General features: G+C 55.9%; 14 protein-coding genes. 5 read left to right on the top strand and 9 right to left on the bottom strand.

Going from position 1 to position 13,759, the window contains the following annotated elements; translation table 11 throughout:
- The first annotated feature begins 10 nt into the window (after positions 1 to 10).
- From NGM29_RS16045 to NGM29_RS16035, 3 genes are all read left to right on the top strand, one after another.
- Positions 11 to 2,944, top strand: coding sequence for an N-6 DNA methylase (locus tag NGM29_RS16045; RefSeq protein ID WP_254157570.1), 2,934 nt, complete (start codon positions 11 to 13; stop codon positions 2,942 to 2,944).
- A gap of 103 nt (positions 2,945 to 3,047) precedes the next feature.
- The gene (locus NGM29_RS16040; RefSeq protein WP_254157568.1) at positions 3,048 to 3,194 is read left to right on the top strand and encodes a hypothetical protein; all 147 of its coding nucleotides are present in this window, start codon (positions 3,048 to 3,050) and stop codon (positions 3,192 to 3,194) included.
- A 38-nt stretch (positions 3,195 to 3,232) separates the two neighbouring features.
- Complete coding sequence (locus NGM29_RS16035) at positions 3,233 to 3,541, top strand: M48 metallopeptidase family protein (protein WP_254157566.1); 309 nt, start codon at positions 3,233 to 3,235, stop codon at positions 3,539 to 3,541.
- 329 nt (positions 3,542 to 3,870) lie between these two features.
- On the opposite strand, the gene NGM29_RS16030 is transcribed toward NGM29_RS16035, so the two are convergent.
- The 3 genes from NGM29_RS16030 to NGM29_RS16020 all read right to left on the bottom strand — a co-directional run bounded on the left by NGM29_RS16030 (position 3,871) and on the right by NGM29_RS16020 (position 5,470).
- Positions 3,871 to 4,338, bottom strand: coding sequence for a response regulator (locus tag NGM29_RS16030; RefSeq protein ID WP_254157564.1), 468 nt, complete (start codon positions 4,336 to 4,338; stop codon positions 3,871 to 3,873).
- A 354-nt stretch (positions 4,339 to 4,692) separates the two neighbouring features.
- Positions 4,693 to 4,908, bottom strand: a complete 216-nt coding sequence (locus NGM29_RS16025) for a DUF7576 family protein (protein WP_254157562.1) — start codon at positions 4,906 to 4,908, stop codon at positions 4,693 to 4,695.
- Positions 4,901 to 5,470: an SWIM zinc finger family protein gene (locus NGM29_RS16020; RefSeq protein WP_254157560.1), complete on the bottom strand. Its 570-nt coding sequence runs from the start codon at positions 5,468 to 5,470 to the stop codon at positions 4,901 to 4,903. The genes NGM29_RS16025 and NGM29_RS16020 overlap by 8 nt, the downstream gene beginning before the upstream one ends.
- Positions 5,471 to 5,695: 225 nt before the next feature.
- On the opposite strand from NGM29_RS16020, the gene NGM29_RS16015 reads away from it, so the two are divergent.
- Complete coding sequence (locus tag NGM29_RS16015) at positions 5,696 to 6,016, top strand: hypothetical protein (RefSeq protein ID WP_254157558.1); 321 nt, start codon at positions 5,696 to 5,698, stop codon at positions 6,014 to 6,016.
- 576 nt (positions 6,017 to 6,592) lie between these two features.
- Here the strand turns inward: NGM29_RS16015 and NGM29_RS16010 are convergent.
- The 3 genes from NGM29_RS16010 to NGM29_RS16000 form a co-directional block, all read right to left on the bottom strand.
- A complete protein-coding gene (locus NGM29_RS16010) occupies positions 6,593 to 7,741 on the bottom strand; it encodes a hypothetical protein (RefSeq protein ID WP_254157556.1) in 1,149 nt (382 codons plus the stop codon).
- An 810-nt stretch (positions 7,742 to 8,551) separates the two neighbouring features.
- On the bottom strand, positions 8,552 to 9,475 hold the full coding sequence (locus NGM29_RS16005; RefSeq protein ID WP_254157554.1) for a DUF4352 domain-containing protein: 924 nt from the start codon (positions 9,473 to 9,475) through the stop codon (positions 8,552 to 8,554).
- Positions 9,465 to 9,962, bottom strand: coding sequence for a hypothetical protein (locus NGM29_RS16000; protein ID WP_254157552.1), 498 nt, complete (start codon positions 9,960 to 9,962; stop codon positions 9,465 to 9,467). Before NGM29_RS16000 ends, NGM29_RS16005 begins: the two co-directional genes overlap by 11 nt.
- Positions 9,963 to 10,339: 377 nt before the next feature.
- Between NGM29_RS16000 and NGM29_RS15995 the strand changes: the two genes are divergently transcribed.
- Entirely contained in the window at positions 10,340 to 10,570 is a 231-nt protein-coding gene (locus tag NGM29_RS15995) for a HalOD1 output domain-containing protein (protein WP_254157550.1), read from the top strand.
- Between the two features lie 202 nt (positions 10,571 to 10,772).
- On the opposite strand, the gene NGM29_RS15990 is transcribed toward NGM29_RS15995, so the two are convergent.
- The 3 genes from NGM29_RS15990 to NGM29_RS15980 all read right to left on the bottom strand — a co-directional run bounded on the left by NGM29_RS15990 (position 10,773) and on the right by NGM29_RS15980 (position 13,379).
- On the bottom strand, positions 10,773 to 11,789 hold the full coding sequence (locus tag NGM29_RS15990) for a tyrosine-type recombinase/integrase (protein WP_254157548.1): 1,017 nt from the start codon (positions 11,787 to 11,789) through the stop codon (positions 10,773 to 10,775).
- A gap of 584 nt (positions 11,790 to 12,373) precedes the next feature.
- Positions 12,374 to 12,574, bottom strand: coding sequence for a hypothetical protein (locus NGM29_RS15985; RefSeq protein WP_254157546.1), 201 nt, complete (start codon positions 12,572 to 12,574; stop codon positions 12,374 to 12,376).
- 427 nt (positions 12,575 to 13,001) lie between these two features.
- Positions 13,002 to 13,379: a hypothetical protein gene (locus NGM29_RS15980; RefSeq protein ID WP_254157544.1), complete on the bottom strand. Its 378-nt coding sequence runs from the start codon at positions 13,377 to 13,379 to the stop codon at positions 13,002 to 13,004.
- Positions 13,380 to 13,759 lie beyond the last annotated feature (380 nt).

Raw genomic sequence — 13,759 nt, 5'->3', positions numbered from 1 at the left:
GATGAGGAATATGAGCGAAGCGGACATCCACTTTGAATTTTACCGGCATCTGGCGAATGCCGTCTCGGATGACCCCCACCGGAACGGCCTCACATTCGGTGACATCCGCCCAGAATACGGGGAAGACATCGACGGATTCGCCGACATCGTCCTGTTCGAATCGAACGGCAGTCCCGCGATGGTTATCGAAGCAAAGGCCCCAGATGGGAGTAGCAGGCCTCGAAATGACATCGACCCGTACGCCCCGAAGGTCATTAGGCAGGCGTTCCGGTACGCGGGCGACATCGGCGCGCCCTACTTCGCGACGTTCAATGGGTCGCGGTTGGTTATCTACGACGCATACGAAGAAGGCGTGCCACTCCTGCAGCGATCGACCAAGTCGTACGAAATCGGCAGTCTCGAGAAGTTCGCCGACACGTTCCTCGATGAAATCGGTCGGATTCGCGCTGGAAATGCGCAGTGGGACGCGGATGACGACGCGTTCGTTGAGCGGATGAAATCACTTCACGAGAAGATTTCCCCGAAGTTGGAGTCAGAGTTGAAGCAGCATCTCGACGAGGATGAGGATTTCCGCGCTCGATTCGAGTATTGGACTGATACGCAGGGGATTGATTATGAGGATGCTGATGAGGACGATCAGGCGAAAGTTCGAGCGGAGTTCGCCGATCAAGCTGCCTACTTGCTGATCAACAAGATTCTATTCTATAAAATCTTGGAGGACTCGCTGACGTACAGGGATGAGATTGAATCAATGGCTGTCAGTCCCTTCCGCGTCAAAGAGGATCTCGAGGAGTACTTCGACCATGTTGTTACGGAGGTCGACTTCGAGGCGATCTTCGACCACGACGAGATTTACAGCGAAATTCCACTCGACTCGGTCGCCAGTCGTGTGCGCGATTTCGTGATTGAACTGGACGACCAGAACCTCAGCCAATTCGATTCGGACGTCATCGGCCGCATCTACGAGGGTGTGATCCCAGCCGACCGTCGGCACGAGATGGGTGAGTACTACACACCTCCTGCGATCTGCGACCTCATCACGCGTCTTTGCATCGACGACGGGAGCGACGAAGTGATGGATCCTGCGTGCGGAAGCGGTGGATTCCTCGTGAGCGCTTATAATCGGAAGAAGGAGTTGTTGCCGGAGCAGAAAGGCGGGCACGAACAGATTTTAAGTCAGATTCATGGTGTCGACATCAATCGGTTCCCGGCCCATCTGTCGGCGATCAACCTCTCCATCCAAGACCTGACCTCACATACTGAAACAGTGAATGTCGAAGTTAGCGACTTCTTCAATATCAACCCCAACACCCTCCGGTTTGGGCGCGTCAAAGCCGGTGCGGGTGGAAGCGAGTGGGAGAGCGGTGATGTTGAAAACGCGATTGGTGGGATGGACGCCGTCGTCGGCAACCCTCCGTACATCCGATATCAGAACATCGGCGACAAGGAGAACGTTCGAAGCCACCTCTCCGGTCTTGACGCCGACTACCTATCCGGATTCTCGGACATCTACAGCTACTTCATCACACACGCCACCGAGTTCCTAAAAGACGGCGGGAAACTCGGATTCATCACCAGCGACCGGTGGTTGAGCAGCCAGTACGGCGAAGACCTGCAACAATTCCTCTTAGATCATTACAAGATCAACGCCGTCATCAAGTTCACGTCGCAGACGTTTGACGATGCTCTCATCGGTGCCACCGTCGTCATCGTCGAAAAATGCGAAGATGAATGGGAACGAGACGACAACCGAGTGAAGTTCATCAAAGTCAAAGAGCGAATGGACTTGGACGACCTCGCCGAGGAGGTCGAACAGGAGTTCGATAGTGACAAACTCATCATCTCTGACGAGTACCGATTGCTCGCGACCTCTCAAGTAGCCCTCCGTGAGAACGCGAAGTGGAGTCTGTACTACAACGCGCCACCCGCCTACTTCGAACTGCTACACGGAGAAGGGATCTGCGAATTGCAGGACGTTGCTGACCTCCATCTTGGAAAGAAGGTGGGTGGGAACACCTACTTCTATCACCGAATGGGGGAGTGGAAAGAGCTCGGCCTTGACGAATACGCGTCTCCGGCGATCAAAGCGAGCGGGCAGATCACCAAGATACGGTTCGACGATGAGGCTGCAAAGGAGTGGGGTGTGCTAAACGTGCGCGACTTGGTTGAGGAGGCGCTTGACGACGGCCCCGAGTTCGGCGATACCGCGTTGGAACACGTGAAGGGATGGTTAGAGGACAACGGCCACGACACCCTACTGGAGTATGTCGAGAAAGGCGAGGAAGAAGGCCATCAGCACCACGATCGGTGCAAGCGGCGAGAGGTGTGGTTCGATATCGAGGACATCAAGCAGTACAGGCCGCCAGTAGCGATGGCGGAGTTCCTGTGGACGCAGCACCGGGCCGTCTGGAATGAAGCCAATGCGTTCGTCGACTACCAATTCCATTGCATCAAGCCTGACGACGATGTTAGCGACAAGCTCCTAACAGGAATTTTGAACTCAAAGTTGGCGTGGATGACTCGAGAATTGGAGGGTAGGGAGGCGAGCGGTCAGAGTATGACTCGATCTCGGATGGCGCGCTACGAGGCCGAACAGATGTCGATTGTTGATCCGCGCAAGGTTAGTGATGGGGAGGCGGAGCGTATTGTTGAGGCGTTCGAGGCGTTGATGCAGGCGGAGGACGAAGCAGAGGACCCGGACGAATCTGATGCTGTTAAGGAAGCGCGGAACGAGTTGGACAAGGCGGTACTCAACGTCATCGACGCGGAGGATCGATTCGATGAGGTGAAGCAGGCAGTGACCGCTCTTGTGGAGAATCGCCGTGAAGGAGCTGGCGAACAGACTGAGGTGTTGGTTGATCGAGCAGAGGAGAAGGAGGTCATTGAGTTGGAAGGTGTGGTTGAGGCGAGGGAGAGTACTCGTCTCACTGATTTTACTGGGTAGCGTTATTGATCGCTTAGGTAGGGGTGTCCACGACCTCCTGAATGGGACGAGCTTGGCGACGTGTATCGCTCGATGACGCGGAACTTTCGAGAAAACGGGGTTGTTGTGTTCGATCTCCGATGTTGAGGCCGACCTCCTCGAGTTGCGCCTCTCGTTCGACGGCAACGAGTTCACCCTCCGCACTCATCGGTTCGACGCGCCGAGCGATCACGTCAGCATCCGCCGCAAGTGCCAAGCCATCGTCGATTGATACCTCAACGAGCCGAGGCCAATCTCCCCGAGCGGAGCATGCGTTACGAGGCGAAACTCGGCCTCTCATCGGTCCCGATCGTGGTTGGCGAGCTCGAGGGGAGCTCGGGTGAGTATCTCGACGGCACGATCCGGTTGAACTGGCGACTGATCCTCGCGCCCGTTCGCATCCAAGATTACGTGATCGTCCACGAGATGGCGCACAGCGTTCATGACGACCACTCAGACGCGTTCTGGAATACGGTCGGGACCCTTTCCCCAACTATAAGGACCGGCGGGAATGGCTTCGTGTTAACGGCAACACGCTCTCAGTCTAAGCTCGAACGCTCACTACACGGGCGGTACTGATCAGTCTGTTTCGTTTAGGGGTGAGAAGTCTTTACTTCCACATGAACACGTAGATCGGTTGTATAACTGTGGTTTGCCGTCCCTTGCAGTTCGTCCAGTCATCATTCTCCCACACCATTCACACAACAAACCCACTCGATATTGTTCTCGAGTCATCTCTTCGTTCCCACTATCAGGCCATTGGCTGATAAAACCATCACGCATTCACGAGAAATTGAATGAACACTACACACGAAGAGTGAGTATATCTTCAATCTCCCAGACTACTCTTGGGTTCTTTTTGGGTAAGGTGTGCCTCTCTAATTATGCTTGCTTACCGGAGGGGGCACTTATTGTTCCTTCGGCGGGAGGCGAGCGTAATTGAGCCAGAAATCCTCGATCGCCTGAACAAGCTGATCGGACTCGTCTGGCGACGCCGGTTTTTGCAGATAGGCGTTCGCGTGGAGCTCATACGACTGATTGATGTCTTCCGGCGCATCCGACGACGTCAGTACGAGGATCGGAACCTGTCGGATTTGGGGGTGATTTTTGATTTCGGCGAGCACTTCTGTTCCACTGGCGTCGGGAAGGTGGAGATCGAGCAGAACGAGATCAGGCCGTGGCGCCTCGGTATAGTCGCCGCGTTGATTGACGAAATCGAGCGCGTCAGCGCTGGTGGGGACAATCGTTACAGTGTTCGCATTCGCTGCTGCCTCGAGTGACTCAGTGAATCGCGAGACACTCTCGGAATCTGGTTCCACCAGCAAAATATCAAACGCACGACCATCTCGTCGATTTGCACAGGCACTCACAGTCACTGTGTCCACCAATGGATATTAACGAGATACCGATTCTTCCCAAATATTTTGGGTGCTTTTACTGGAATGCTTCTTTTCACATGCATTTAGCTTGAACTACAGAGTTACTATTCGTGTTGGGTGAGGCTGTTATCAGTCTTTGCGACAGTCCAGCGAAAACGGCAGGATAGTAGTGGTCAGAGGCACGTCCTGCCGTATTCCCACTCAACACCACGAACAACCAAATATCTTTGTCAAATTCTCATGCTATTTCCGTTTTGGTGAAGATCTGTTTATGTCATTCACCGATCTTGAACACTATGATGGCAAATCGATTGTGAATGGAGTTCAACAGAGCCGATGGCCGGTTTGAGACTACGACGAGCCGAACGCCGAAAGCTTCGCTTGCCGGGTCGTCGCGAGGACGACATCGTCACCCCGCCAGCGCGCCCGACACACGATCGAACAGAAATCGAGGGTGTACTTGTTTCCGGGGCCGAACCCCGTCGAGACGATCTCGAGTACCCCTGAATCGACCAGCCGCCCGCAGTCGGCACACGTTGGCTTACTTGTGGCTGATGCACTACTCATCGGCTTCCCTCGCGCTCTCGTCAGCCGGCGTTCGGAAGCCAGCCCGCCAGCACATGAAGCACGGGAGCTCGCCGACACAACAACAGTCGGCCGGACGGTCGCAGCCGCCATCGGCGATCGCCCGCCGTGTCGTGCCACGCTCGTCACTGTCGGTCTCGACGTCGTTGCCGTCGCCAGCCACGCGACCAGCAGCGAACACGGGCTCGCCGTCGACGTGGGTGGCCTCGAGCAGCTGGCTCTCGAGCGCGTCGCGGTTCACCCACGCCGGGATCGGCCGCATTCCCGTCTCGTAGGTGACCCTACTCGCGTGCTTACACGTCCGCCGACCATCGGTGGTCGGCAGGTTGTACTGGGCGTCCGGGCACGTACAGCGGGGCTCGTCGAGCACATCGACCGTGTACGTCTTGCCGCTCTGGGTGACGACGAGGAAAAGTCCGTCGGCGCCCGCCACCTCGGGGGCGTGTTCCATCACCGTCATGCATTCGGTGAGCGCACGCACGTCGCGGCGCTCGATCGATTCGACGTCGATACCGTTTTTGCGGTCGGTTGCGTAGGTTGACATGGTCCTTCATCCCTATTGAGGACCGGCCGCGGGTGTGCCAGCACCCGCGCGTTCTCCAACCGTAACACGCCGAGGCGGCCGTCTGTCCTCATCTATACCTACAACGGCATAGACTATAAAGCCCTTTCACGACGCCCGAGACTTTCGTTTACGGAGATAGACCCTCAAAGGCACAGCCTTCAACGGAACGAACTAAGGTACTCGGTGGCGTAGTCCAAATCACCGATGACACGCCCGTACAGAGTTGAGGCCAACGTGTGCCTCGAGGCATTCGTCGATCGCAAGGATGCCGCGGAGCCGCTGACCTCCCACGAAGTGGCTGAGGCAGTTGGGATCGCTCGACGGACGGCACACAAGAAGCTCGAGGAGCTCGTCGATCGCGAGGTTCTCGCCTCGAAGCAGGTCGGCGCTCGAGGCCGCGTCTGGTGGGTCCCAGACGATCTCGGCGTCGATCTCGAGACGCTCATCGCGCAGTCAGCTACCAGTGGCGGCGAGAAGGGCACCACAGCCGCCGAGAGCGCGTCTGCAGTCGGGAATGATGAATGACCTGACCAGAGAAAGAACGCGCTGACGGGCGTGAGAGGCCGTGTATACCGCTGGGCGTGTTGGCACCTACCTTTCATTCAGTGAATCAGTGGTGTTAGATATCTAACTTTATTCGAAAGGTCAGAGCTGGAAGCGTCCGATTCACGAGATCGAGGTGCGCATCCGAGCGCAGATAGGTATCTACTACCCATACCCTCTCAGAAATGAGACTGTCGGAGATGACTACGTCATCTCCGCCGAGCTAAGAGTCGCTGGTAGTAAAGAAGAGCGGATAGACAGTGAAGAACACTGTCACTGAAGGACGAAATTTCGTTGCCGCAGACTTTATAAGGACAGTAGGATCCGAATGACGGACGTGTTTAGCGGTCACGTACCCCGAATGGTCAGTATGGGAGTCCCAGTTTCGCGTCGGGGGTGGAATAGGTCGGCTTCCCCGTTCTTCGACGCATCAAGGTGTCCGACGTGAAATCATCATCTACGCCGGTTGCTCTACAAGATATTGCGTATGGTGATCTCTTCGAATAAAGAGCAGTTGCGGCAAGGTGACGGACAGTAGTGGTTCGTAAGTGGCTCCGGCTATCGCTGATCACTCTCATCCTCCGAACCCGTTTCGCCATTATAATAGCGAACGATCTCGTTATAGAGCTCGGGGTTATGCTCCTGAAGAACGTTGAGATTGACCTTCAGTACGCGTTTCTTTGCACCGTGGCTCGTTGTGTAATTGAAGCCGTTACCGCCAAACTCTGCTGCCTTTTTCATTGTCTCTCGTGCCGTTCTTTTGCTTATCTCGCCCTCAAGGACCTCGTCAAGGATTTCGTCGGTATCGATCGAAGCTTTCCCGTTATTGGATATCGCTCGATAGCCAGTTTCGATGCAAACTCGTCGTGCCCGACCTACAGGGTTTCTGTCGAGTTCCGAGACAGGTACCCAGCATTCCGTGGGTATGTGGTCGGGTTTTCGTGGAAACTCTTCGGACGGGATGTATAACTCCGAGCACCGTGGATGCCGCTTGAGATCGAGTTCTTCGGCTATTAAGTCGGCGTACTTATCGACTGTCTGGGGGGCAGGGTCGTCAGTAATCCCGTCACATGCGGCTAAAAGCGGGCGGATATCCTTGTCGACGTGAAGTTGTTTCTTGTCGGATTTCCCATGTATTTGATCGACAAGGGTCTGCACTCGACGATCGACAACAGTACCGGATTCACGGGTTCCTTCCTCGTCATCAGTCGCGGATTCGTTTCCGTGATCATCGGATCCACCACCTACGGGCATGGGTGATTCATCCATTTCGCTATCCACGAACCGTTCCAGTTTCGAACGGATACGCGAGCTGCGGGAGTTCGTTCGGTACTGACGAAGTGCCCGCGCTAACTCGACGCCGTAGCAATCATCGGAGTTTTCACCGGCCCATTGTTTGAACCGCATTCGAACATAAGGATTGACACACGATTGTGCTCGTCTCGTGTCTTTGTTTGCGAGTGTGTCAAGGCCGGTTGTGGTTTTTTGTTTTTCTTCTTCGTCGGCCGAATGTGCAAGGCACTCATCGAGCAACGCCTCACTTGCTGCGTCATCAGTATCGAGCTCGGCGTATTCCCGCATTGCCTCTTCGACTCGGCGACCGAGCTCACCCTCATACGCCCCGAATTCGGCTTCAACGTAGTCCTCGAACCGCGACAGTTCCTCCTCCGGAACGAACCAGTCGACCGGCATGCGTTCGTCATCCATTGAAACCACCCCGCCAAACCACCCGGCCATGGCTGCCAACAGGCCCTGCCAGCGGCAGGGGCGATTTATTCAATTTCCCAACAGCTACACTACTACTTCCTTCTACTAACAGGGAGAGTGTGGAGGGGGGTGGTGGTTGGTGTCGAAATGAAATTTCGACGACGGACCTAATTTGCGGTTGTAGCGCCTCTACTGGCGGTTCGCTGATTTGACCTCGTGGCGGGGGTGGTCTCGCGTAGCCCGAAGAAGAAAAAGAAAAAATTCTCGGGTAGTTGTCTGTCGTGGTACCCAGAGAGCTACACCCGCGTCTCGTGGTCCTCTGATCGATCGACACGGCGGGCATGGCTATGTGTGCGGACGCAAGCTCTGGCCCCTTCCGGTGGTTCGAGGGGACTGATGGTCGAAGGGTCGCTTTCTGTCGTCGTCTTCCGGTGGTCGTGTTCTCGATAGACATCTCAGTAGGTGGATGGATTCTTCGTCGAATTGAGGGAGAACCCGGACGACGCCCCGAAGAGGATCGTGACTCCGAAACGCTAAGGAGGTCACAGTAGAACTCTTAAACGGAGCTCCCGTGCGGAGTTCCCCCTACAGCCAATGCCCATATGGGCGTGAACGGCCCGTTGCACCGGGCCGTGCGGTTTCTGAATGATTACATGGCTACTGCTCGGTACGCTATTGCATAGAGCATTCCGGTTTTGATGGAATTTTAAACCTTTAGGGGACGAAACAAAAAGTCTCGTTAGGGAATTGTTAGAAAGAAGGAATAAGTCCAGTTCTATTGAGTTGGTGAACCATAATAATAGAATTCAGTCAGCGGAGTTGCCAGAACGTCTTGTCCCCCTCGGCGAACAGCGAGAACTCGAACACCCAGTACAGTGGCTCGCGCCCCGCCTCGACCTCGTAAGCGAGTTGGCCTCGGCGCTCATCACCGTCTGCGATCGGCGCCCCCTGCTCGAAGGCGCGCTCGAGGGACGACGTGGCGCCCAGATCGTCGTCGTAACTCAGTCCCTCTCCATCCTTGAGTTGCATCTGCAACAGCGTCGAGACGTGTTGCTCCTCGCCTGTGGTGTTTTCGACCGTGAGGTCGACGACGACGTACTCGTGGTCAGCTGCGGCCTCGGTGAACTCGTCGAGCTGCGTCTCCGTGGTTGCCTCGTTGACGGTGACGGCCGTCCCCTCGTGCTCGACGGTGTCGCCGATCCCGTGGACGTCGATGGCGAGCTCCTGCTCGAGCGTCGCTGGGTCGTCGCTCGTCGTTTCGAGATCGATCACCGCTCGTTCGAGGTCGCCGAACAGGCCGATATCGAAGTCGAACTCGAGGATGAACCCCGACGCATCCTCGGGCACCTCGTAGACGAGATCCCCGCGTTCGACCTCGCCCGGCGCGATCTGGCCGTCATTGAGTGCTTCGGCCGTCCCGTAGAAGCTCTGATCGTAGGTATAGGACTCGTCGTCGCGAACGCGCGTGCTCAGCAGGCCGCTCACCGTGTGGAACTCCTCACTCGTGTTCTTGTAGGCGATCCGGACGACGAGGAACTCAGACCCTGTCTCGGCCTCCGTAAACTCACCGAGCGAGTCCGTCAGCCGCGCTCCTTCGACGACGAGGTGTAACGGGTCCCCCTCGATCAACTCGCCGACGACCGCGCTCGTGTCCTCCTGTGCGGCCGCTGAGGCGCTCGTGCCCGCGGTGGCGACGATCGAGCCGAGGACGCCGAGGAAGACTCTACGGATCATAGCTCCCCCGTGAGGCGCTCGCTCGAGCGCTGAGTTTCTTCTTAGCGCGTCGATTACTGAAGTACCCCAGCGTGAATACGACGAGGGCGATGAGGAAGAAGACGAACCCCCAGAGAAACAGACCGAGGATACTACCGATGAACGTACCAGCCTCTTCCGCCCCAGAACTGCCATCCGGGGCGAGGATCGTCGGGACGTAGAAGAGGATCGGCGCTAAGACCAGTAGGCCGGCGGTCAGATACAGTCCCGTCCCGAACACAGCGCTCGGTAGAGGCTTTCGGTAAAGATAGTACGCCGACAGCAACGTAGCCACAACGAACCCGGCCGCCGCACCGCCGATATTCGACAACGAAAGGGCCACGAGGCCACCGATGAGCACGCCCAGCACGACGGCTGGAACAAGTTTCATCACCGCGATTCGGCGCCCCGTGGGTACTGCGTCGAACGATTCTTCCCCAATCTCCCCGCTTGCTATTTTTCGTGCCATGCAATCTCATACTACAGCACCATTACACATAGTCCAAACACAATTGTTACCATCGGAATATTTCATAGAGAAGATGGCTCTCTCGACGTGAAGAGTTGCTTCTTCGACAACATGAATAGGGAAAGTCACTGTGGAGTTGTGAGAAAAGAGTCGAGAAAGATAGGGAAGGGGAGCTCTGTTGAAATCCTTAGTATCTTATTGGATTCGCCTGCTGAATATAGAGGTTGAGTGCAGCACGGCACACACGTTTATTCCATGTGCTTAGTCCGAAACCAACCAGCACCTACGGATGCAGACTGACCATAGAAGAAGATCCGAAGTGTTATTAATTGAGTGAACGAGCCTTTTTTCCTCGGTGGATCATTTTCTACAACGTAGTGCATATTACCCATACCATTGTCTCCAAAATATCGGATCGAGAAAACACCGATCCAATCAACCTCCCCCCACTCTACGAGGCTGTTGATCCCGAGAGACTCCAAGAGCTTGTCGAGTCGTCACCGAATGACACATCTGTTGCTAAATTCACATACTATGGATACCAGATCAATGTAACTGGTGACGGTAAGACCACAATAGGTGAGGAGGTTCAGTCAGGGAGCACATGAATAGTCCCATTCCTTGCTTGATGTTCCCCTTGTAGAAGATTCGCTTTCGATTCTGACCGAGATGTGCCAAAATAGCTCATCTGTATTGAGTGATCCTCCCCATCACAAATTGAATCAGATCTCGTGCCACATTCGCGCTCTGTATGCAGCACGTCTCTCGAATCATATCACCTATCAAGGGTTTCAACAGAGCCGGAAGGGATTAGATGGTATCCAGATACTGGCGTCGCTGTTCCATCTTCTCCGATTCCGAGCGCTGGTCGTAGTGAACCTCGAGCACTTCTCGCGAGACGTTCGCCCGATCGCTCACGGCATGGTCGGGCCACTCCGATTTTAGCCAGTGGGTGATCGCGCCACGCCGGATCGCGTGCGGCGACACTGATGACGGACACGCGTAGGGTTTCGTCGAGCCAGCGGCGTCACAGTCGTCGATCGTCCGCCCGTGGGGACACTCGCCGGTGACGACGCAGGGGCGCGTCCACATGTATACCACCTTCCGAAGGTTGGTCTTGTGGCTGCGACCGTGTGGCGAGGCGCACAGCGGCTCACGACCGAACGCGTCGGTCACCGCTGGTCGACGATTGGCCAGCCAGTCATCGAGGATCGCACAGGTGTCGTTAGCGAGCGCGAGATGGCGCTCGCCGCCGCCTTTGTTCTTCAGGGGAGTCTCGCTCTCGGGTCGGTGATGAACCTCGAGTGAGCGGCTCGTTGGATCGTAGTCATCGACGTCAAGCGTATGCAGGGCGCCGATACGGAGTCCACAGTGCCAGAAGAGGGTGAGGACGACGTGATTGAACGAGGCGTACTCGTAGCACCCGAGGTACTCGAGGATCGCCTCGGCGCGCTCGGCGTCGAGCATCTGTGTGCGGACGTTATCCTCCGGCTCAAGCGTCGGACTCTGGACGGCAAGGTGCAGGTCTGTCGGCGCGAAGCCGAGTTGTTCGCACCACCGGATGAACACCCGGAGGGTATCCATCTGGGTTTTTTCGGTCACGCGGTTGAGGTCACCGTCGTCACGCCGCCACAGCCGGTAGGCGTGGAGATCGCGACCAGTCAGGTCGGCGATCGTCTCGATACCGGTTTCGTCACACCATCGGAGGAAGTGGCCGAGTCGTGAGCGGTGGGCGTAGAGGGTGCTGGTCGCGACGTCGGGCTTGCGGTCGGTGAGGTACATGTCGTACGCTTCGTCTGGGTCGATCGGGTCGAGTGTCGTGGTCATAGTCTCTGTGAGGAAGACCACGGTGCCTCGAGCCACCCCCGCCGAACCACGCCGCGGTGGCCGACTGGCGCTTCCACGTGGAGTCGGGGGCTTGCTTGGCCCACCGCGTCAGGAGCCCGGGCGCGCAGGCACGAAGTGCCGAGCACCCCGGAACTGGGAAGTTGTCACGGGTGAGCGCTGAGCAGCGCGAAGCGCGAGTTATGGAAGAGGTTCTGCAACTTTGTTGCAGGTTCTCTTCCCGTGGTTCCAAATCCTGTAGCGCCCATGATTCTGCGACGAACGGACGTGAGGAGCGAATCACGTCCGCGAAGGATTTGAATCAGGGAGCAGTTTTGCTACGACTGTGGTTCAAATCCTGTAGCGACTATTCACAGACGGCCCAAGTCCCGATCGGCTCTACGTTCCAAGTAGCAGAAACAGAAGCCTCTACTTTGGCACTTCTCTTGTTCGGCGAGGAGGGAACAAGTGGCTACAACCTGATCCAAACGGGACCAGATCGCACCCTCGTCACGTCGTGCAAATGCGTTCACCAACTCGAGGGGGGCCTGCATGAGCAGAACTGATCGCTGCACGGACGGGGCTGATTAGAAGGCGTCGCGAATCTCCTCGAGCACGACGACTGTCCGGTAGAGAAGGTGGGTTGCGATCAACCCGAGTCCCATCCAGAACAACATGACAAAGACACCAGGGTCAGATATCGGATCACTCGCGACGTAGGCGATGTACAGGAAGAGGACGACTGCAACGATTACCCCTTCTTTGTATCCCGGTTCTTGAAGTGACATGTCGGTCAGTTCCCGTTTGATTGTGATTACGTTTCCGATATTTCCACGTCGACTCGAGCGGGAACCACTGCGCACGACAACCGGGGAGTGACCGATCGAAGAGCGAGTGATGAAGCTCGATCGCGACGTAATTCGGTGTCCCATCCTGCCTGTGGATGAGAAGCGACGGTCGCCGTCCTGGATGAGCCAACGTGTTCCGAACCCGTCGCTGCACTTGAGGAGAGCCGTCGAGGACTCAACTCGTCGAAAACCGCGAGTGCGAGCAGTGTGAGGAGTTCGTCGACGGCCTTCATCGACTCTGCGAGTGGACTCGAGCGGTCTCTCGAATCGGGGAAATCCTCGACGAGAACGGCGAACTCGAGGGGCTTTACGAAGATACGGATAAGGAGTTACCACAGAGACGTACAAGCAACATATTCGAGCGAACTCAAACGAAACCGATCGTGGCGTTTTCAGGTCCTTCAATCACAATTCGAATTTCCTCTTCTGGGAGTTCATCTGTCTCCTCGGTCGTCTGTGTTCCATCGATAACGACAAAGACCTCTACCTGTTCAGGTGGCGCATCACCAGTTATTATCGCTTCGTCGTACTGCGTGGAATCGTCCGCATCTAACGAGATTTCTCGAGCGAAAAATTCCCTCGGATCCCTGCCGACGGTGTCTGTGATAGTAACCGAGACGTTCCGTGCATCATTGCTGTTGTTTTCTATTAGAAGGGGATAGTGGTCTTCTCGACCGAAGGTGCAACCGGATAGAGTGACGATAGCAGGTACCAGGGAGCATGCCAGAAACGACCGACGATTCATACACACCTCTACTATAATTAGATAATAAGTCTTGTGTAGAAGACACGATTGGCCTGTAACCTGTGTGTGGGCCAGATAGATAGCACAGATAGTATCTCAGAATTACACCCAAATAATTTTCTCACGTCGTCGTTGCTGCGCTTTCGGCGAATACGTCCCATGACCGTGCTCGAGGGGCACCTCGAGTTCGCTCTATTCTCCCCAATCGATCACCAGGGCGGATCGACGTCAGCAACCACGAGCGCGGTCGTCCAAGCCGGGGACGGGCGTGGGTATCGAACTCGTAGATGGAGTTTTGAGGAACGGTATTGAACGTCCACCCCCGAGATAATTTAAGGTCCATCTCGACACAAGAATTATTACTTTCTCACATGCCGTGT

The organism is Natronosalvus rutilus, from assembly GCF_024204665.1.
Lineage (GTDB): Archaea > Halobacteriota > Halobacteria > Halobacteriales > Natrialbaceae > Natronosalvus > Natronosalvus rutilus.
This window is presented reverse-complemented; position numbering and strand designations above follow the sequence as displayed.